This is a genomic window from Cupriavidus sp. WS (assembly GCF_000395345.1).
GTDB classification, from domain to species: Bacteria; Pseudomonadota; Gammaproteobacteria; order Burkholderiales; family Burkholderiaceae; genus Cupriavidus; species Cupriavidus basilensis_B.
On the sequence record NZ_AQPL01000275.1, the window covers coordinates 1 to 17,701 of the forward strand.

16 protein-coding genes are annotated in these 17,701 nt (G+C 70.8%); 5 read left to right on the forward strand and 11 right to left on the reverse strand.

Annotated elements, in window-relative coordinates; all coding sequences use genetic code 11:
• Positions 1-62: 62 nt before the first annotated feature.
• The 4 genes from K206_RS0122080 (at position 63) to prmB (ending at position 3,067) form a co-directional block, all read left to right on the forward strand.
• Entirely contained in the window at positions 63-437 is a 375-nt protein-coding gene (locus K206_RS0122080) for a hypothetical protein (RefSeq protein WP_020204566.1), read from the forward strand.
• A 25-nt stretch (positions 438-462) separates the two neighbouring features.
• The gene (locus K206_RS0122085) at positions 463-810 is read left to right on the forward strand and encodes an arsenate reductase (RefSeq protein WP_020204567.1); all 348 of its coding nucleotides are present in this window, start codon (positions 463-465) and stop codon (positions 808-810) included.
• A gap of 162 nt (positions 811-972) precedes the next feature.
• On the forward strand, positions 973-2,124 hold the full coding sequence (gene dapE, locus K206_RS0122090; RefSeq protein ID WP_020204568.1) for a succinyl-diaminopimelate desuccinylase: 1,152 nt from the start codon (positions 973-975) through the stop codon (positions 2,122-2,124).
• A 49-nt stretch (positions 2,125-2,173) separates the two neighbouring features.
• Positions 2,174-3,067, forward strand: coding sequence for a 50S ribosomal protein L3 N(5)-glutamine methyltransferase (gene prmB / locus K206_RS0122095; RefSeq protein ID WP_020204569.1), 894 nt, complete (start codon positions 2,174-2,176; stop codon positions 3,065-3,067).
• Between the two features lie 73 nt (positions 3,068-3,140).
• Here the strand turns inward: prmB and K206_RS0122100 are convergent, their stop codons facing one another.
• From K206_RS0122100 to K206_RS0122150, 11 genes are all read right to left on the reverse strand, one after another.
• Positions 3,141-4,205: a phytoene/squalene synthase family protein gene (locus tag K206_RS0122100; protein WP_020204570.1), complete on the reverse strand. Its 1,065-nt coding sequence runs from the start codon at positions 4,203-4,205 to the stop codon at positions 3,141-3,143.
• Positions 4,206-4,330: 125 nt separating this feature from the next.
• Complete coding sequence (locus K206_RS0122105) at positions 4,331-5,410, reverse strand: M14 family metallopeptidase (protein WP_020204571.1); 1,080 nt, start codon at positions 5,408-5,410, stop codon at positions 4,331-4,333.
• A 98-nt stretch (positions 5,411-5,508) separates the two neighbouring features.
• Positions 5,509-6,306 (reverse strand): hypothetical protein, encoded by a 798-nt coding sequence (locus tag K206_RS0122110; protein WP_029043935.1) that lies wholly within the window; start codon positions 6,304-6,306, stop codon positions 5,509-5,511.
• A 124-nt stretch (positions 6,307-6,430) separates the two neighbouring features.
• The gene (locus K206_RS0122115; protein ID WP_020204573.1) at positions 6,431-7,243 is read right to left on the reverse strand and encodes a M55 family metallopeptidase; all 813 of its coding nucleotides are present in this window, start codon (positions 7,241-7,243) and stop codon (positions 6,431-6,433) included.
• A gap of 12 nt (positions 7,244-7,255) precedes the next feature.
• Positions 7,256-8,338, reverse strand: coding sequence for a P1 family peptidase (locus tag K206_RS0122120; RefSeq protein ID WP_020204574.1), 1,083 nt, complete (start codon positions 8,336-8,338; stop codon positions 7,256-7,258).
• Positions 8,339-8,351: 13 nt separating this feature from the next.
• Positions 8,352-9,263: a glutathione ABC transporter permease GsiD gene (gene gsiD / locus K206_RS0122125; RefSeq protein WP_020204575.1), complete on the reverse strand. Its 912-nt coding sequence runs from the start codon at positions 9,261-9,263 to the stop codon at positions 8,352-8,354.
• A gap of 12 nt (positions 9,264-9,275) precedes the next feature.
• On the reverse strand, positions 9,276-10,196 hold the full coding sequence (gsiC, locus tag K206_RS0122130) for a glutathione ABC transporter permease GsiC (protein ID WP_020204576.1): 921 nt from the start codon (positions 10,194-10,196) through the stop codon (positions 9,276-9,278).
• Between the two features lie 143 nt (positions 10,197-10,339).
• Positions 10,340-11,899: a glutathione ABC transporter substrate-binding protein GsiB gene (gene gsiB / locus K206_RS0122135; protein ID WP_020204577.1), complete on the reverse strand. Its 1,560-nt coding sequence runs from the start codon at positions 11,897-11,899 to the stop codon at positions 10,340-10,342.
• A 24-nt stretch (positions 11,900-11,923) separates the two neighbouring features.
• Complete coding sequence (locus K206_RS0122140) at positions 11,924-13,828, reverse strand: dipeptide ABC transporter ATP-binding protein (protein WP_029043937.1); 1,905 nt, start codon at positions 13,826-13,828, stop codon at positions 11,924-11,926.
• Positions 13,829-13,901: 73 nt separating this feature from the next.
• Positions 13,902-14,795: an isoaspartyl peptidase/L-asparaginase family protein gene (locus K206_RS0122145; protein ID WP_052165956.1), complete on the reverse strand. Its 894-nt coding sequence runs from the start codon at positions 14,793-14,795 to the stop codon at positions 13,902-13,904.
• 62 nt (positions 14,796-14,857) lie between these two features.
• Complete coding sequence (locus K206_RS0122150) at positions 14,858-15,871, reverse strand: MurR/RpiR family transcriptional regulator (RefSeq protein WP_020204580.1); 1,014 nt, start codon at positions 15,869-15,871, stop codon at positions 14,858-14,860.
• Between the two features lie 384 nt (positions 15,872-16,255).
• On the opposite strand from K206_RS0122150, the gene K206_RS0122155 reads away from it, so the two are divergent.
• On the forward strand, positions 16,256-17,701 hold a 1,446-nt coding region (locus K206_RS0122155), incomplete at its 3' end, for an ABC-F family ATP-binding cassette domain-containing protein (protein WP_020204581.1).

A 17,701-nucleotide genomic window follows, 5' to 3' on the forward strand; every position in this document is an offset into this window, starting at 1 on the left:
GGCGGGAGGATTCCCGCCGCCGCTCCGCCGTCAGACCGATGCCCTCCCTCCGCAAGCGACTCATGGCCCTGGATCCCGCCACCGTCAGCACCGTGCTGTCCCTTCTGCCGACCATTCTCGAACAGGCCAACAAGACCATCGAGAAGATCAAGAAAGGCCGGCGCAAGGACGGCGCGCCGGAGAACGCCGGGCCCGAATCCATCGAAGCGCGCGACGGTTCCGCCGCCGCCCGCATCGCCGAGCTCGAAGCCGCCGCCGTGCAGCAGGCCGAAGCGGTCAAGCTGCTGGCCGAGCAGCACGCCATCACCATCGAGGCGCTGCGCAAGGAAGCCGCGCGGCTGGACCGCCGCCTGCGCCTGATGACCAGCGTGGCGATGGCCGGCGTGGCGCTGGGCCTGGGCGCGCTGGTCGTCGCCCTGAACCTGCTGTTCCGCTAAGCGCCGACAAGGCGCACCGCACACCATGACCGTCCTGCTCTACGGCATTCCCAACTGCGACACCGTCAAGAAGGCCCGCACCTGGCTCGACGCCAACGGCGTGGCCTACACCTTCCACGACTTCAAGAAGCAAGGCGTGGACGAAACGCTGCTGCGCGGCTGGCTCAAGCATGTGCCGCTGGCCACGCTGCTCAACCGCAAGGGCACCACGTACCGCGCGCTGTCGGACGCCGACAAGGCCCGCGCCGAGAGCGAAGCGGGCGCGATCGCGCTGATGCAGCAGAGCCCGTCGCTGATCAAGCGGCCGGTGCTCGACCGCGGCGGGAAGATTTCCGTCGGTTTTTCGGCGGATGGTTACGCCGGGTTGTTCTGACGTTCTTGCGGGGCTGGCGGCGGGTTGCCTGCCGGCGGCTCCGGGGTGCGCCCGCGAGCGCCACCCAACGCAAGAACATCGGCCACCGCCCCCGGAAAGCGTAAACTCCCCGCCCAACCCCCTGTACTGCAGCGCCGGCCCCGAGGCCGCGCACACGCCACCATGAATCCGACCCTCGCCCTCACCGAAGACCTGATCCGCCGCCGCTCCGTCACGCCCGCCGACGAAGGCTGCCAGGCCGTGCTCGAAACCCGCCTCAAGGCCATCGGCTTCGAATGCGAGTGGATCGTCAGCGGCCCCGACGACTTCCGCGTCACCAACCTGTGGGCCGTCAGGCGCGGCACGCAAGGCAAGGACGGCAAGCTGCTGGCCTTCGCCGGCCACACCGACGTGGTGCCCACCGGCCCGCTCGAGCAATGGGGCTCCGACCCGTTCCAGCCCAGCCACCGCGACGGCAAGCTGTACGGCCGCGGCGCGGCCGACATGAAGACCTCGATCGCCGGCTTCGTGGTGGCGTCGGAAGAGTTCGTGCGGCAGCACCCGGACCACGCCGGCTCGATCGCCTTCCTCATCACCAGCGACGAGGAAGGCCCCGCGCACGACGGCACCGTCAAGGTGGTCGAGGCGCTCAAGGCGCGCGGCGAGCGCCTGGACTACTGCGTGATCGGCGAGCCGACCTCGGTCGACACGCTCGGCGACATGGTCAAGAACGGCCGCCGCGGCTCGCTCTCGGGCAAGCTCACCGTCAAGGGCGTGCAGGGCCACATCGCCTACCCGCACCTGGCGAAGAACCCGATCCACCTGGCCGCGCCCGCGCTGGCCGAACTGGTGGGCGAGCGCTGGGACGAAGGCAACGAATACTTCCCCGCCACCAGCTGGCAGATGTCGAACATCCACGGCGGCACCGGCGCCACCAACGTGATCCCGGGCCACGTCACGGTCGACTTCAACTTCCGCTTCTCCACCGCCAGCACGCCCGAGGGCCTGAAGGCGCGCGTGCATGCCATCCTCGACCGCCACGGGCTCGACTACGAGCTGGCCTGGACCCTCGGCGGCGAACCGTTCCTGACCGCGCGCGGCGAGCTGTCCGAAGCGCTGGCCGGCGCCATCGAGGCCGAGACCGGCGTCAGGACCGAACTCTCCACCACCGGCGGCACCTCCGACGGCCGCTTCATCGCCAGGATCTGCCCGCAGGTCATCGAGTTCGGCCCGCCCAACGCCAGCATCCACAAGATCGACGAGCACGTCGAAGTGCGCTTCGTCGAGCCGCTCAAGAACGTCTACCGCGGCGTGCTGGAACGATTGATCGCCTGATCGGCTGAACGCCCGATCGACTGAACGCAGAAACACTAGGACCACCGCAATGGCAACGCCCTCCCCCCTGCAAACCGTGCGCGACCTGCTGCGCCTGGCCGTCTCGCGCTTCACCAGGGCCAGGCTGTCGTTCGGCCACGGCAGCGCCAACGCCTACGACGAAGCCGCCTACCTGGTCCTGCACACGCTCGACTTGCCGCTCGACACGCTCGACCCGTTCCTCGACGCCCGCCTGCTGCCCGAGGAAATCGAGGCCGTGCTCAACGTCATCGAGCGCCGCGTCAGCGAGCGCGTGCCCGCCGCCTACCTCACCAACGAAGCCTTCATGCACGGCCTGCGCTTCTACGTGGACTCGCGCGTGATCGTGCCGCGCAGCTTCCTCGGCGAGCTGCTGCAGGAAGGGCTGGAACCGTGGGTCGGCGACATCGCCGAGATCGGCCCGGTGCTCGAGCTGTGCACCGGCTCGGGCTGCCTGCCCATCGTCGCCGCCCACGTCTGGCCGCAGGCGCGCATCGACGCGGTCGACATCTCGCCCGACGCGCTCGAAGTCGCGCGCCGCAACGTGGCCGACTACAAGATGGCCGACCGCATCAGCCTGTACCAGGGCGATCTCTACGCCCCGCTGCCGGCCGGCGCGAAATACGACGTCATCCTCACCAACCCGCCCTACGTCAACGAAACCTCGATGCAGGCGCTGCCCGCCGAATACCTGGCCGAGCCGCGCATCGCGCTGGCCGGCGGCGACGACGGCATGGACGTGGTGCGGCGGATCATCGCCGGCGCCAAGGCGCGCCTCAACCCGGGCGGCGTGCTGGTGGTGGAGATCGGCAACGAGCACGCCAACGTGGAAGCGGCGTTCCCGGAACTGGAACTGATCTGGCTGCCGGTCAGCGCCGGCGAGGAACAGGTGTTCCTGGTGACCTACGAAGGACTGCCGGGCTGACGGACCACGCGGGCGCCGGCGCGCGAGGAAGACGCGCGGCCGGCAGCCCGAGTGAAGCGGCGGCGCCCGGCCGTCAGCCGGCGCGCGCGGGCGCCATCCTGGCCTCGATGCGCGCCAGCAGCCCCTCGACCCAGCGCCGCACCAGCCGGTCCGACGCCACCGCCGGCAGCGAATACGCCATCACCCGGTACACCGCCTTGCGCCGCACCTTGGAGATCCTGGCCGGGTCCGGCCACGCCGGGTTGTCCACCAGCAGTAGCAAGGTCTCCAGCCCGATGACGATGGGCCAGATGCAGGCCAGCCGCAGCCGCACGGCCGAGCCGGGAATGGCCAGCGTGTAGTCGAGCGCCGCGCGGAAATGCCCGAGCGCGTGATGCACCAGCTCGAACAGCAGCGGCCGCGCGCGCGCCGCATTGGCCGGCGCCAGCAGGTCCTGCGGCGCCAGGCCGTGGCGCGCCAGCAGCGCCGCCGGCAGGTAGCAGCGGCCGATGCGCAGGTCCTTGCCGCAGTCGCGCAGCACGTTGGTCATCTGCAGCGCCTTGCCGAAGCGCACGCCCAGCGCCAGCATGGTGTCGGGGCCGGCCTTGAGCACGCCCGGCATGTGCGCATAGGTCATGGTGGTCCAGAACTCGCCCACGCAGCCCGCCACCAGGTAGGTGTAGCGGTCCAGCTCGTCCAGCGTGCGCAGCGCGACGAGGCGGCCGGAGGCTTCGTCGGGAAACGTGCGCAGGTCGAATTCCATGCCGCTGGCCAGCGTCGAGACGATGCCGCGCACGGCCTCGCGGTCGGACTCGCTCAACTGCGGCAGGATCGCCAGCGCGGGGCCGAGCGATTCGAGCAGGACCTTTTCGTCGGACTGCTGTTGCTGCGCGCCGACCTCCTGCGCCATGCGGCGCATCAGCGCCGCGTCGCCGGCGGCGCCGTTGACCTGGTCGCGGAACGACAGCAGCAGGGCCAGCCGCTGCGCCGGCGGGATCAGCGAGGTGTCGGCGATGGTGTCGGCCGCGCGCGCGAGCAGATAGGCCAGCCCGATCGGATCGCGCATGCCCGCGGGGAGGATGCGCAGCGTGAGATAGAAAGAGCGCGATACGCCCTTGAGCAGCGGACCGAGCAGGAAGGCCCGGGTTGGATTCGGCATGAGCGGGAAAGCCGGCGGCACCGGCGAATTTGGCTGTGCCGGATTGTATACGGCAAGCGCCGGATGCAGCGCCGCCGCGCGGCGGTTTCCTTGCCTGCCCGCCGGCCGCTGCCAGCTACCCGCTGCTACCAGCCGGCCAGCGCCCTGCCCGCGGCCTCGCGCACCTGCTCGACCACGCCTTCGCGCCAGTCGTCGGCGTCGCCGTAGAACGCGCGCCACATCGCCTGGTGGATCAGCTCGCGCTGGCCTTCGTCGGCCTCGGGATGCAGGTGCAGCCAGTGGTCGCCGCGCAGCGCCTCGAGCACCTCGGTCACGGGCAGGGTGCCGAACTCCAGCGCGATGCCGCTGTAGTCCACCGCGGGCAGCGTCTGCGGCACCGCCTGCCAGGCCATGCCCGTGAGGTTGGCCGAGGCCGACGAGCCATCGTGGATGGAGGTGACGTGGCTGCCCCAGATGGCGCGCGCGCGGGCGACCGGCGCGGCCGCGTCCGGGCCCATGTAGATGGGCTCGCCGTAGCCGCGCGGGCCCAGGCCGGTGTGGATGTCCAGCCAGCGCAGCGCCTCGCGCCCGGCGCCGTAGCGGGCCAGGATGCGGCGCAGCGTGTAGTTGCTCCAGGTGGCCTTGCCGCCGCCGAAGAACAGGCCGTCCGGCGCGTGGTACTGGCCCGCGCTGACGGCCGCCTGGTACCACGGCAGGCCTTTCGCCATCACCGACCGCATCAGCGCCGCCTGGTCGGCCTCCGAGGGCGGCCACTGCGCGGGCAGCAGCAGCGGCGCGATCTGCGCGTAGGGCGCGTTCTCGGGCAGGGGCCGGGTGAAATCCATGAAATTGCGGTTGAGGTCGACGTTGTCCTCGTTGACGCGCCGCAGATGCGAAAAGCCGTAGGGATTGACCGCGTGCACCAGCATCAGCGCCACGCCGGCCCCGGCGCACGCCGCGCGCAGGTCCGCGTCGCCGAGCAGCGCGACCTGCGCGCCGGAGCCGCAGAAGCCCTCCACGCCGTGCACGCCCGACGTCACCAGCAGCACGCGCCGGGCCTCGGCGGCGCCGGCCCAGGCCACGTCGATGGCCAGCTCCTCGCCGGCGCTGCCGCGCATGGTCGGGTGCGGGAAACCGGCCAGCGTGGCGCCGGCGGCGCGCGCCGCGTCGAGGAATTTCCGCCGGGCTTCGGCGTAGCTGCGGGAAAAGCCGGTATGCACGGACATGACAGCGTATTTCGCGCCTGGCGAGCAGTGGGGGTGCCGGTATTAGACGCCAACCGGGCGGCTATTGCCATCGGGCCTTCCCGGAGGCCCAGCGCGGTTCAGCCCCGGCCCGCGCCCGCCTTGTCCGCGCCGGCCTCGCGCAGCAGCGGCGAGCGGAACGCATGCGGATGCATCTCGATGCCCGCCGCGGCAAGCTGCGCGGCGGACAGCACCAGGTGGCGCGCGAGCCAGTCGTGGAGGCTGCGCAGGAAGCGCTGCTGCTCCAGCCGGCTGGATTCGCGGATGGCGCGTTCGAGCTTGACGTGGGCGGTGTAGACGTCGAGCAGATTGAGGCTCTTGAGCTTGGCCGGCGTGGTGGCGCTGCGCTCGATGGCGAGGATGCGCCGCACCTGCGCCTCGGGCAGGTCGCCGCTGCGCAGGTAGTCCTGGTAGACCTCCTCCAGCGCCGGGAAGCGCACCGTGGGCTGCACGCGCGGCACGCCGGCCACCTTCTCCATGCGCAGCACCAGGTAGCGGATGGCGTCGGCGCGGCGCCGGGCGGCGTCGGCTGCGGCATCGCGGCGGACGCCGGCGCGGCGCGCGCGGTGCGGGGCCGGGGCGGTCAGCTCGAATTCCTCGGCCGACGGCGGCGTGGCCGCGGGCACGGCGGCGGCGGGGCCGGCGTCGCGCTCGGTGTAGTCGGGCACCAGGTCGAGCCCGGCCGGCTCGGCCAGCACGGCGCGCGCGCAGGCCTCGCCGAACGGATGCTCGTGGCCGTGCGCGTCGCGCAGGATGTAGGCCTGCCCGTTGCCGAAGCCGTGATGGCGCGCGCGCCCCACGTGCTGGTGGCAGCGCGTGGCGGGGTCGACGAAATCCTTGCGTACTGGGGTCCAGCTTTCGCCGTTGACTGCGGTCATGAATCTGCGCGTGATGGCCGCCGCGCGCGGCACGATGAGTGAATGCAGGACAGCCTGGCCGCGGCATCCTTGCCGCGGCCAGGCCGCTATTGTCCTCCAATCGCGGCCGCGCCGGCCGGCGCGCCTACCTGAGCATGAACGACATCGCCGACAGGCAGTTGAGCATGCGCACCGCCGCCTGCACCGAGGCGGCTTCGAACACCAGCGTGACGCCGTCCACGCGCTCGAGCGCGGGCCACTGGCAGAACAGGTCGGCGTAGGCGGGGCTGTGCGCCTGCAGGCGGCACCGCACCGGGCCGGGAATGCGCAGCGGCTGTCCGCCGGCCTCGCGCACGGCCTGCCCGGCGGCGGCGGCGATGGCCTCGCGCGCGGCCGCCGGCGACAGCGTGGTGCCGCTGCCGTGGCCGCCGGCTTGCTTGGTCTGCACGTAGCACACCCACGGCATGAGCGGCCGCGTCTCTTCGACGAACACGTCGTCGCCGCTGGCCATCAGCACCGGCACGCCGAACTCGCCGGCCAGCGCGCCATACAAGCCGGCCTCGCCCATCTCCTGCCCGCCCAGCCAGACGCGGGCGAAAGCGCTGCTGTTGATGGTGTGGGCCAGGATGCCGCGGCTCTGCGCGCGGCCGTGGTAGCCGACCATGAACACGCCGTCGCAGCCTTCCACGCCGGCCATCATGCCGAGATAGCGCGGCTTGCCCAGCACCAGGCGCGCGCGCGGGTCGAGCTGGTCGGGCAGCAGGTTGCGAAAGCCGCCGTGCGAGTCGTTGACCAGCACTTCGGTGGCGCCGCCGGCGAAGGCGCCCTGCACCGCGGCGTTGGCCTCGGCGGTCATCCAGGCGCGCGCGCGCTCGTATTCGCCGTTGCCGGCGCGCGCCTGCTCGGCGTGGAAGACGCCGGCGACGCCTTCGATGTCGGTGGAAATCAGGATCTTCATCGCGCTCCGGGATCAGTCGGCGGGCGCCGCGTGGCGCGCCAGCCATTGCGGCAGTTCGGGCATCAGCTCGCGCAACGCGATGCGGCGGTGGCCGTCGCGGCCGCTCACGCTTTCGGCCCGCCACAGCGCGTTGAGGATGGCCTGCTCGACGCTGTCGGCGGCGGCCTGGAACAGCGCGTCGAGCCGGCTCTCGTGCAGCATGGCCAGCGCCGGCATGGGCGCGTCGGCCTGCTGCGGCACGGTGCAGGCGGTGGAGAACGCCAGCGCGATGTCGCCCGAGCCGTGGCCGAACACCGAGCCGGTGCGGGCCAGCCCGGCGCCGGCGCGCAGCGACAGGCGGCGCAGCTGGCGCGCGTCGAGCGGGGCATCGGTGGCGACGATCATGATGATCGAGCCCTTCTCCGGCCCGGCCTGCGCTTCGGCGTGCGCCCGCGCCTGCAGGCGCGCGGCCAGCCTGCCGCCCAGGCGCGCGCCGGCCACGGTGAGGTTGGGCAGCACGCCGAAGTTGGATTGCACCAGCGCCCCCACGTGGTATGCGCCCGCCCGGCGCGAGGCCGAGCCGATGCCGCCCTTGAGCCCGAACGAGGACATGCCGCGCCCCGCCCCCACCGCGCCCTGCGCGAAATCCGCGGCCGCCGCCGCGCAGGCCTGCGCGTAGTGCGCCTCCCGCACCGGCATGGCCTGGATGTCGTTGAGATAGCCGTCGTTGCACTCGAACACCAGCGGGTTGACGGTCGGCCAGGCGCGGCCGATCTCCGGGTTGGCGGCGATGGCCTGGCGGATCTGCGCCTGCGCCAGCGCGCCCACGGCGAAGGTGTTGGTGAGCGCGATCGGCGTCTCCAGCACGCCGAGCTCCTCCACCTGCACCAGCCCCACGCTCTTGCCGAAGCCGTTGAGCACGGTGGCGGCGGCCGGCACCTTGTCGGTGAACAGGTTGCCGGCGTGCGGCAGCACCACCGTCACGCCGGTCTGGCACGCGCCGCGCGCCAGCGTGCAGTGGCCCACGGTCACGCCGGGCACGTCGGCGATGGTGCCGCGCGCGCCGGCCGGCAGCGCGCCGATGTGGGTCAACTCGTGGATCGGTTCCTGGCGCATGTGCGGCTCGCGCTCAGCGGCGGTCGATCTTCGGGTCGAGCGCGTCGCGCAGGCCGTCGCCGAGCAGGTTGAAGGCGAGCACCGTGAGGAAGATCGCCAGGCTGGGGAAGATCGCCACGTGCGGCGCCGTGACCATGTCGGCGCGCGCCTCGTTGAGCATGGCGCCCCACTCGGGCGTGGGCGGCTGCGCGCCCAGGCCGAGGAACGAGAGGCTGGCGGCGGTGATGATCGAGGTGCCGATGCGCATCGAGAAATACACCACGATGGACGAGATCGTGCCCGGCAGGATGTGCCGCATCAGGATGGTCCAGTCGGACGCGCCGATGCTGCGCGCGGCCTCCACGTAGGTCAGGCGCTTGAGCATCAGCGTGTTGCCGCGCACCAGGCGCGCGAACGCGGGGATGCTGAAGATGGCCACGGCGAAGATCACGTTGGTCATGCCGTTGCCGAGGATGGCGACGATGCCGATCGCCAGCAGGATGCCGGGAAACGCGAACAGCACGTCCGAGATGCGGCTGACGATGCGGTCCCACCAGCCTTCGTAGTAGCCGGCCAGCAGGCCCAGCACGGTGCCGACGATGGCGCCGATGATGACGGAGAAGAAGCCCGCGGCCAGCGAGATGCGGGTGCCGGCCAGGATGCGGCTGAAGATGTCGCGCCCGAGCGAGTCCACGCCGAACCAGTGCGCGGCCGAGGGGCCGGCGTTGAGCGCGTCGTAGTCGAAGAAGTTCTCGGGGTCGTAGGGCACCAGGTGCGGCGCGAAGACCGCCACCGCCACCAGCAGCAGCACGAACACGCCGGCGCCCAGCGCCAGGTGCTGCTTGCGGAATTTGCGCCAGAACTCGGTCCAGGGCGTGCGCACCGCTTCCGGCGCGGCGGCGGGCGCGGCGGCGTTGCCGCCGGCGGACGTGGAAAGCTGGGTCATGCCGGCCTCTCCTTACTTGTAGCGGATGGCGGGGTTGATGACGGTGTACAGCACGTCGACCACCAGGTTGATCAGGATGAACTCGAGCGAGAACAGCAGCACCTCGGCCTGGATGACCGGGTAGTCGCGCATCTCCACGGCGTCCACCAGCAGGCGGCCGAGGCCGGGCCAGTTGAAGACCTTCTCGACCACGATCGAGCCGCCCAGCAGGAAGCCGAACTGCAGGCCCATCATGGTGACCACGGGAATCATGGCGTTGCGCAGGCAGTGCTTGGCCACCACCAGCAGCTCGCCCACGCCCTTGGCGCGCGCGGTGCGCACGAAATCCTCCTGCAGCACCTCGACGAAGGACGCGCGCGTGAAGCGGGCCATCACGGCGGCCACCGCGGCGCCCAGCGTGAGCGAGGGCAGGATGTAGTGCTTCCAGGAATCGGCGCCGATCGACGGCAGCCAGCCCAGCTGCACCGAGAACACTTCCATCAGCAGCATGCCCAGGGCGAACGCCGGGAACGAGATGCCGGACACCGCCAGCGTCATGCCGAGGCGGTCGGGCCAGCGGTTGCGCCACACCGCGGAGGTCACGCCGATCGCCATGCCGAAGACCACCGCCCACACCATCGAGGCCAGCGTCAGATACAGCGTGGGCATGAAGCGGTCGCCGATCTCCTCGCTGACCGGGCGCTTGGTGCGCAGCGAGTTGCCGAATTCCCAGCGCAGCGCGTTCGAGAAGAACTGCGCGAACTGCTCGGGCAGCGGCTTGTCCAGGCCGAGGTCGCGGCGCACCAGCTCCACCGTGGCCTGGTCGGCCTCGGGGCCGGCCGCGAGCCGGGCGGGATCGCCGGGCAGCAGGTGGACGAACATGAAGACCAGCACTGCTACGATCAGCAGTGTGGGAATCACGCCCAGGAATCGTTTGAGAAAATAATTCAGCATGATGCACCGGAAAGAAAAAGACCGCGGGCCGCCCGCCCTGCCCCCGCATCCGCGGGCGGGCGGCCATGCACGGCTTGCCGCGCCGTACTGCCTGCGGGTACTTGCCTGCCGCCGGGCCGCCTGCGCCCGGCAGCCCGCGGCCCTTATTGCTTGATGTCGATCTCGTCGAAGTTGAACGAGCCGTCGGGCATCACGTAGGCGCCGCTCAGGCGCTTGGCGCGCGCGAACAGCACCTTCTCCGTCACCAGGAAGGCCCACGGCGCGTCCTTCCAGATCTGCTGCTGCGCGTCCTTGTACAGGCGGGCCTTCTCGGCGCGGTCAGTGGTGCGCAGCGCGTTGGCGATGTCGGCGTCGACCTGGTCGTTCTTGTAGTACGCGGTGTTGAGCAGCTTGGGCGGCATCGACTCGGAGGCCAGCAGCGGGCGCAGCGCCCAGTCCGACTCGCCGGTCGAGGACGACCAGCCCACGTAGTACATGCGCACGCCGGCGTCTTCCGGCTTCTGCACGCTCTCGACCTTCTCCACGCGCTGGCCGGCTTCGAGCGCCTGCACCTGCGCCTTGATGCCGACCTGCTGCAGCTGCTGCTGCACGAACTGGATCACCTTCTGCGCGGTGGTGTGGTTGTAGGCCGACCACAGCGTGGTCTCGAAGCCGTTCGGGTAGCCGGCTTCCTTGAGCAGCGCGCGCGCCTTGGCCGGGTCATACGGCCACGGGCCCAGCTTCTCGGCATAGTCCACGCCCGCGGGCACCACGCCGTCGGAAGGCGTGGCGTAGCCGGCGAAGGCCACCTTGGCCAGCGCGTCCTTGTTGATGGCGTAGTTGATGGCCTGGCGCACCTTGGGGTCGTTGAACGGCTTGACCGTGGTGTTCAGGCTCAGGTAGCGCTGGATGATCGACGGCGCGTCGATCAGGTCCACCTTGGGATTGCCCTTGAGCACGGCGGCCTGCTCGAACGGGATGCTGAAAGCGAAATCCGCTTCGCCGGTCTGCATGATGGCCGCGCGCGTGTTGTTGTCCACCACCGGCTTCCAGGTGATGGTGTCGATCTTCGGGTAGCCGGTCTTCCAGAAGCCGGCGAACTTCTTGCCCTTGAGGTGATCGGGCTGCTTCCACTCGACGAACTCGAACGGGCCGGTGCCGACCGGGTGGAACGCGATGTCCTTGCCGTACTTCTGCAGCGCGGCCGGCGAGATCATCACCGCCGACGGATGGGCCAGCACGTTGATGAACGGCGAGAACGGCTCTTTCAGCGTGACCTTGACGGTGCTGGCGTCCACCACGTCGGTCCTGGCCACGCGGTTGAACAGCGTATAGCGCTTGAGCTTGTTGGCCGGGTTGGTGACGCGGTCGAAGTTGGCCTTGACGGCGGCGGCGTCGAAGGTGGTGCCGTCGTGGAACTTCACGCCCTTCTTGAGCTTGATGGTGTAGGTCAGGCCGTCCTTGCTGGCTTCATAGCTTTCGGCCAGCACGTTGACCAGCTTCATGTCCTTGTCGAAGCCGAACAGGCCCTGGTAGAAGGACTTGCTGGCGGCCTGCGACAGCGTGTCGTTCGCGTCGTACGGGTCGAGCGTGGTGAAGGTGGAATACACCGCCATCACGGCGTCCTTGGCGGCGAAGGCGGGGCCGGCGCCGAGCGCGGCCAGGGCCAGGCCGCCGGCGATCAGCTTCGAGGGGGCCAAGCGGAACATCATCCGGGTCATCATCGATTCTCCTTGGAAAGGCGTCGGTTAGTAGGCACCGCCGATGGCGTGCCGGGCTACGAAATGCTGCGAGGCGGCGCTGCCGCCGACGGCCACCAGCGGCTGCACCAGCGGCTCGTCGCCGAGCAGCCGGATGGGGCTGGGGATCTCGTCGTTGAGCGGCTCGCGCTTGAGGTGGCGGCGCGCCGGATCGGCGATCGGCACCGCCGACATCAGCTTCCTGGTGTACGGGTGCTGCGGGTTCTCGAAGATCGCGCGGCGCGGGCCGATCTCCACGATCTGGCCCAGGTACATCACCGCCACGCGGTGGCTCACGCGCTCCACCACCGCCATGTCGTGCGAAATGAACAGGAAGGCGATGCCCATCTCGCGCTGCAGGTCCAGCATCAGGTTGACGATCTGCGCCTGGATGGACACGTCGAGCGCGGACACCGACTCGTCGGCCACCACCACCTTGGGGTTGAGCGCCAGCGCGCGCGCGATGCAGATGCGCTGGCGCTGGCCGCCCGAGAATTCATGCGGGTAGCGCGAGGCGTGCGCCGCGCTCAGGCCCACCTTTTCCAGCAGCCAGGCCACGCGCTGCTCGGCCTCCTTGCCGCTGGCCACCTTGTGCACCAGCAGCGGCTCCATGATGGAGTAGCCCACCGGCACGCGCGGGTCGAGCGAGGCGAACGGGTCCTGGAAGATGAACTGGATATTGCGGCGCAGGGTCTGCAGCGCGCCGCCCTTCATCTGGCTGATGTCCTGGCCGTTGAATTCGATGGTGCCGCTCTGGCTGTCGACCAGGCGCAGCAGCGAGCGGCCGGTGGTGGACTTGCCGCAGCCGGACTCGCCCACCAGCGCCAGCGTCTCGCCGGGATGGAGGTCGAAGCTCACGCGCTCGACCGCGTGCACGCGGCGCGCCACGCGGCCCAGCAGGCCGCCCGGCACGTCGAAGCGCGTCACCAGGTCGCGCACGCGCAGGATCGGCGCGGCGCCGGCCGGCACGGTGTCCTGCGGCGCCTCGGGCGCGGCCGGCGCGGACTGGTCGAGCTGCAGCAGCGGGAACTTGGCGGGCCAGTCGGTGCCCTGCATGGCGCCGAGCTTGGGCACGGCCGACAGCAGCGCGCGCGTGTACGGATGCGCGGGCGCGGCGAAGACCTGCTCGGCGGTGCCCTCCTCCACCCGTTCGCCGCGGTACATCACCAGCACGCGGTCGGCCACCTCGGCCACCACGCCCATGTCGTGGGTGATGAAGACCACGCCCATGTCCATCTCGGCCTGCAGGTTGCGGATCAGTTGCAGGATCTCGGCCTGGATGGTCACGTCGAGCGCGGTGGTCGGCTCGTCGGCGATCAGCAGCGCCGGCTTGCACGACAGCGCCATCGCGATCATCACGCGCTGGCGCATGCCGCCCGAGAGCTGGTGCGGGAAGCGGTCCAGCACGCGGCGCGCCTCGGGAATGCGCACGATCTCCAGCATGCGCAGTGCTTCGGCGCGCGCCTCGGCGCGGCCCTTGCCCTGGTGCAGGCGGATCGACTCGGCGATCTGCTCGCCCACCGGGAACACCGGGTTGAGCGAGGTCATCGGCTCCTGGAAGATCATGGCCACGTCGCTGCCGCGCACGCCGCGCATGGTGGCGTTGTCGGCGCGGGCGAGATCGATCACCTCGCCGCCGCGCCGGCGCAGCGCCATGCTGCCGCCGGCGATCTTGCCGCCGCCGTGCTCGACCAGCCGCATCAGCGCCAGCGACGTCACCGACTTGCCCGAGCCCGACTCGCCCACCACGGCCAGCGTCTCGCCGCGGTCGACGTGGAAGCTCAGGCCGCGCACGGCCTCCACGGTGCGCTCCGAGGTGGAAAAGCGCACGGTGAGATCGTTGACGGAAACCACCCGCTGCGGTGGCAGGACGATGCCCGCTTGGGCCGACCGGGAAGAGGATGCTGCAGCCACTTGGACCCCTTGATGCCTGTTGATGCTGTTGATGCTGTTGATGCCGGGATGGATCGATGCCGCGCCTGCCGGCTCAGCCGTAGATCCACACGTTGACCGCCTCGCCCACCCGGGCGAAACCGCGGTACATGCCTTCGGTGTTGAACGGCAGCGCGACGTTGCCGGCGCGGTCCACCGCGATCAGGCCGCCGCGGCCGTCGATGGCCGGCAGCTTCTCCATCACCACGCGGCGCGCGGCCTCGCCGAGCAGCAGGCCCGCGTAGCGCATCTGCGCGGCCACGTCGTAGGCCGCCACCGCGCGGATGAACATCTCGCCGGTGCCGGTGGCCGACACCGCGGCCACGTCGTCGGCATAACAGCCGGCGCCGATGATGGGCGTGTCGCCGACGCGGCCGACCTGCTTGTTGGTGACGCCGCCGGTGGAGGTGGCCGCGGCCAGGCGCCCCTGCGCGTCGCAGGCCACCGCGCCCACGGTGCCGAACTTGCTGTCGGGGTCGATGGGCTCGGCCGCGCGGCTGGCGGCGTCGTGGTCGAGCGCCGTGCCGGCGGTGCCGCGCGCGCGCTCCCATTGCTCGCGGCGCGCCTCGGTGAAGTAGTAGGCGGGCTCCACCAGTTCCAGGCCCCGCGCGCGCGCGAAAGCCTCGGCGCCGTCGCCGGCGAACAGCACGTGCTCGCTCTGCTCCATCACCGCGCGCGCGGCCAGCACCGGGTTGCGCAGGCACTTGACGCAGGCCACCGCGCCGGCGGCGCGGGTGGCGCCGTCCATGATGGCGGCGTCGAGCTCGTAGGTGCCGGCGCGGGTCAGCACGGCGCCGCGGCCGGCATTGAACAGCGGGCAGTCCTCGAGCAGGCGCACGGCTTCGGTGACGGCGTCGAGCGCGCTGCCGCCGTCGGCCAGCACGCGCTGGCCGGCTTGCAGCACGCCGCTCAGCGCGGCGGTGTATTCCGCCTCCCTGGCGGGGCTCATGGCGGCACGGGTGATGGTGCCGGCGCCGCCGTGGATGGCGATCACAGGGGTAAGGTTGGGGTTCACGATGCGTCGGGAGTGGGTTTCTTGCGGCGCGCGGGCGCGCCCTTGGCGCGGCCTTCGGCTGCTTCGTCGTGGCGCTCGCGCGCGTCGCGGCCCTGGCCGGGCGGCGCGCCGTGCAGCCACGGCAGCAGGAATTCGGTCATCTCGGCGGCGGCCTTGACGGCGTGCGCGGCGCGATGCGCCACGGCGCCGCACAGGCCTTCGATGAAAGCCAGCACGGCGGTGTCCGAGTTGGCGGAAAGCTGGCGGCCGGTGTGCGCGTACAGCGCGATGTCGGCCAGCGCCGCCAGCGGCGAGGTCGGCCCGTCGGTCAGCGCCACGATGCGCGCGCCGTGCGCGCGCGCGCGCCGCGCGATGGTCACGGTGTCGTACACGTAGCGCGGAAAGCCGATCACGATCAGCAGGTCGCTGGGCTGCAGCTTGAACAGCGCGCGCGCCGCGGTCGACGCGCCGCCCGCGCCCGACACCGAGATCACGGTGCGGCACGACAGGTCCAGCCCATGCTGCAGCAGCCCGGCCAGGAAACCGCTCGCGCCGAAGCCCACCACGAACACGCGCTCGGCCGACAGGATGGCTTCCACCGCGCGCTCGCAGGATTCGGCATCGAGCCCGCGGCGCGTGGCCTCGAGATTGCGCACGTCCTCGTCGAGCGAGGCGGCGATGACCGCCGCCACCGTGGCCGGGCGCTCCAGTTCGGTGCGCAGCTTCTCGACCGGCGCCAGCGTGGCCTCGAAACCGCGCACCAGCTCGGTGCGGAACTGCGGATAGCCCTCGAAGCCGAGCGCGTGCGCGAAGCGGTTGGCGGTGGCCACCGAGACCTCCACCGCCGCCGCCAGTTCGTCGATGCGCATGGTGGCGGCACGGAACGGATTGCCCAGCACGTATTCGGCCATGCGCTGGTGCGCGGGCGTCAGCGTGGGCAGGGCGCGGGCGATGCGCTCGGTGATCGAGCCGTTGCCGTTCTTGCCGGAGGATCCGTTGGTGCCGGAGTTGCCGGAGTTGCCGAGGGACATGGGTTGCGGTTCTGGTTGACGGGATGCGCCGCCGCGAAGCCATGCACGAAAAAAAAGCATGCAGGCGGTGCGCATCTATGTAAATTAATTTACACGCAAAACGCGTACCATGAAAATAGAGTTTTACGCGGGCAAGGGTTTATACCTAGGCCGCTGTCTCCTTGCCATCCCTTTGCCATCCCTTTGCCGTCCTTGCGCGGCCACCGCCGGAGTCCGCGCGCGGCGGCCAACCGAACCTCGCCGCCATCCTCCGCCATACGCCGCCGCGCGCCGCCATTTGACGGGCAGCATCATGCGAAGCGGCTACAATGCCGGGTTGACCCGTGCCATGCCGGGCCGGCCATCGCTCATCTCCGGCGGCTTTATCTCCAGCTTTCCCCTCCCGTGATCCGAATCGACCAGCTAGTCCTCCAGCGCGGCACCAAGGTGCTGTTCGACCACACCAGCGTGACGCTGAACCCCGGCGAGCGCGTCGGCCTCGTCGGCGCCAACGGCAGCGGCAAGTCGACCCTGTTCGCCATGCTGCGCGGCGAGCTGCATCCGGACGGCGGCGACGTCGCCATCCCGCCGCAGTGGCGCATCGCCCACGTGGCGCAGGAAACCCCGGCGGTCGCGCGCAGCGCGGTGGAATACACCATCGACGGCGACGCCCGCCTGCGCGAGATCGAGGCGCGCATCGCCGCGGCCCAGGCCAGCGGCGACGGCACCGCCGAGGCCGACGCCCACGCCGCCTTCGCCGACGCCGACGGCTACACCGCGCCGGCGCGCGCCGAGGCGCTGCTGCTGGGGCTGGGCTTCACGCTGGCGCAGGTGTCGCAGCCGGTGGCGTCGTTCTCGGGCGGCTGGCGCATGCGGCTGAACCTGGCGCAGGCGCTGATGTGCCCGTCCGACCTGCTGCTGCTCGACGAACCGACCAACCACCTGGACCTCGACGCCATCGTCTGGCTGGAAGACTGGCTGGCGCGCTATCCCGGCACGCTGGTGATGATTTCGCACGACCGCGAATTCCTCGACGCGATCTGCAACGTCACCGTGCACATCGAAAACCAGCAACTGCGCCGCTACGGCGGCAACTACACCCAGTTCGAGACGCTGCGCCTGCAGCAGATGGCGCTGCAGCAGTCGGCCTACTCGCGCCAGCAGAAAGAGATCGCCCACCTCGAATCGTTCATCACACGCTTCAAGGCCAAGGCCACCAAGGCGCGCCAGGCGCAGAGCCGGGTCAAGGCGCTGGAGAAGATGGAGCGGCTGGCGCCGGTGCACATCGCCGCCGGCTTCGCCTTCGAGTTCCGCGAGCCGGACTCGGCGCCCAATCCGATGATGGTGCTCGAAGGCGTGGACTGCGGTTATCCGCCGCCCGCGCCCGGCGCGCCGCCCGTGACCATCCTGCACAACCTGTCGCTGTCGATCCAGACCGGCCAGCGCATCGGCCTGCTCGGCGCCAACGGCCAGGGCAAGTCCACGCTGGTGAAGACACTGGCGGCCACGCAAGAGCCCCTGGCCGGCAAGCTGCGCCAGGGCAAGGGCCTGCAGATCGGCTACTTCGCCCAGCACCAGTTGGAGACGCTGCGCGACCAGGACTCCCCGCTGCAGCACCTGGCGCGCCTGGCGCCGGACACGCGCGAGCAGGAACTGCGCGACTTCCTCGGCAGCTTCAACTTCCGCGGCGACATGGCCACCGCGCCGATCGAGCCGTTCTCCGGCGGCGAGAAGGCGCGCCTGGCGCTGTCGCTGATCGTCTGGCAGAAGCCCAACCTGCTGCTGCTCGACGAACCGACCAACCACCTCGACCTCGACACCCGCGAAGCGCTGACGATGGCGCTGGCGCAG

Bases quoted from the DNA above. Each gene is read 5' to 3' on its own strand.
- K206_RS0122080 (WP_020204566.1), top strand. From the start codon at position 63: ATGGCCCTGGATCCCGCCACCGTCAGCACCGTGCTGTCCCTTCTGCCG.
- K206_RS0122085 (WP_020204567.1), top strand. From the start codon at position 463: ATGACCGTCCTGCTCTACGGCATTCCCAACTGCGACACCGTCAAGAAG.
- dapE (WP_020204568.1), top strand. From the start codon at position 973: ATGAATCCGACCCTCGCCCTCACCGAAGACCTGATCCGCCGCCGCTCC.
- prmB (WP_020204569.1), top strand. From the start codon at position 2,174: ATGGCAACGCCCTCCCCCCTGCAAACCGTGCGCGACCTGCTGCGCCTG.
- K206_RS0122100 (WP_020204570.1), bottom strand. From the start codon at position 4,205: ATGCCGAATCCAACCCGGGCCTTCCTGCTCGGTCCGCTGCTCAAGGGC.
- K206_RS0122105 (WP_020204571.1), bottom strand. From the start codon at position 5,410: ATGTCCGTGCATACCGGCTTTTCCCGCAGCTACGCCGAAGCCCGGCGG.
- K206_RS0122110 (WP_029043935.1), bottom strand. From the start codon at position 6,306: ATGACCGCAGTCAACGGCGAAAGCTGGACCCCAGTACGCAAGGATTTC.
- K206_RS0122115 (WP_020204573.1), bottom strand. From the start codon at position 7,243: ATGAAGATCCTGATTTCCACCGACATCGAAGGCGTCGCCGGCGTCTTC.
- K206_RS0122120 (WP_020204574.1), bottom strand. From the start codon at position 8,338: ATGCGCCAGGAACCGATCCACGAGTTGACCCACATCGGCGCGCTGCCG.
- gsiD (WP_020204575.1), bottom strand. From the start codon at position 9,263: ATGACCCAGCTTTCCACGTCCGCCGGCGGCAACGCCGCCGCGCCCGCC.
- gsiC (WP_020204576.1), bottom strand. From the start codon at position 10,196: ATGCTGAATTATTTTCTCAAACGATTCCTGGGCGTGATTCCCACACTG.
- gsiB (WP_020204577.1), bottom strand. From the start codon at position 11,899: ATGATGACCCGGATGATGTTCCGCTTGGCCCCCTCGAAGCTGATCGCC.
- K206_RS0122145 (WP_052165956.1), bottom strand. From the start codon at position 14,795: ATGAGCCCCGCCAGGGAGGCGGAATACACCGCCGCGCTGAGCGGCGTG.
- K206_RS0122150 (WP_020204580.1), bottom strand. From the start codon at position 15,871: ATGTCCCTCGGCAACTCCGGCAACTCCGGCACCAACGGATCCTCCGGC.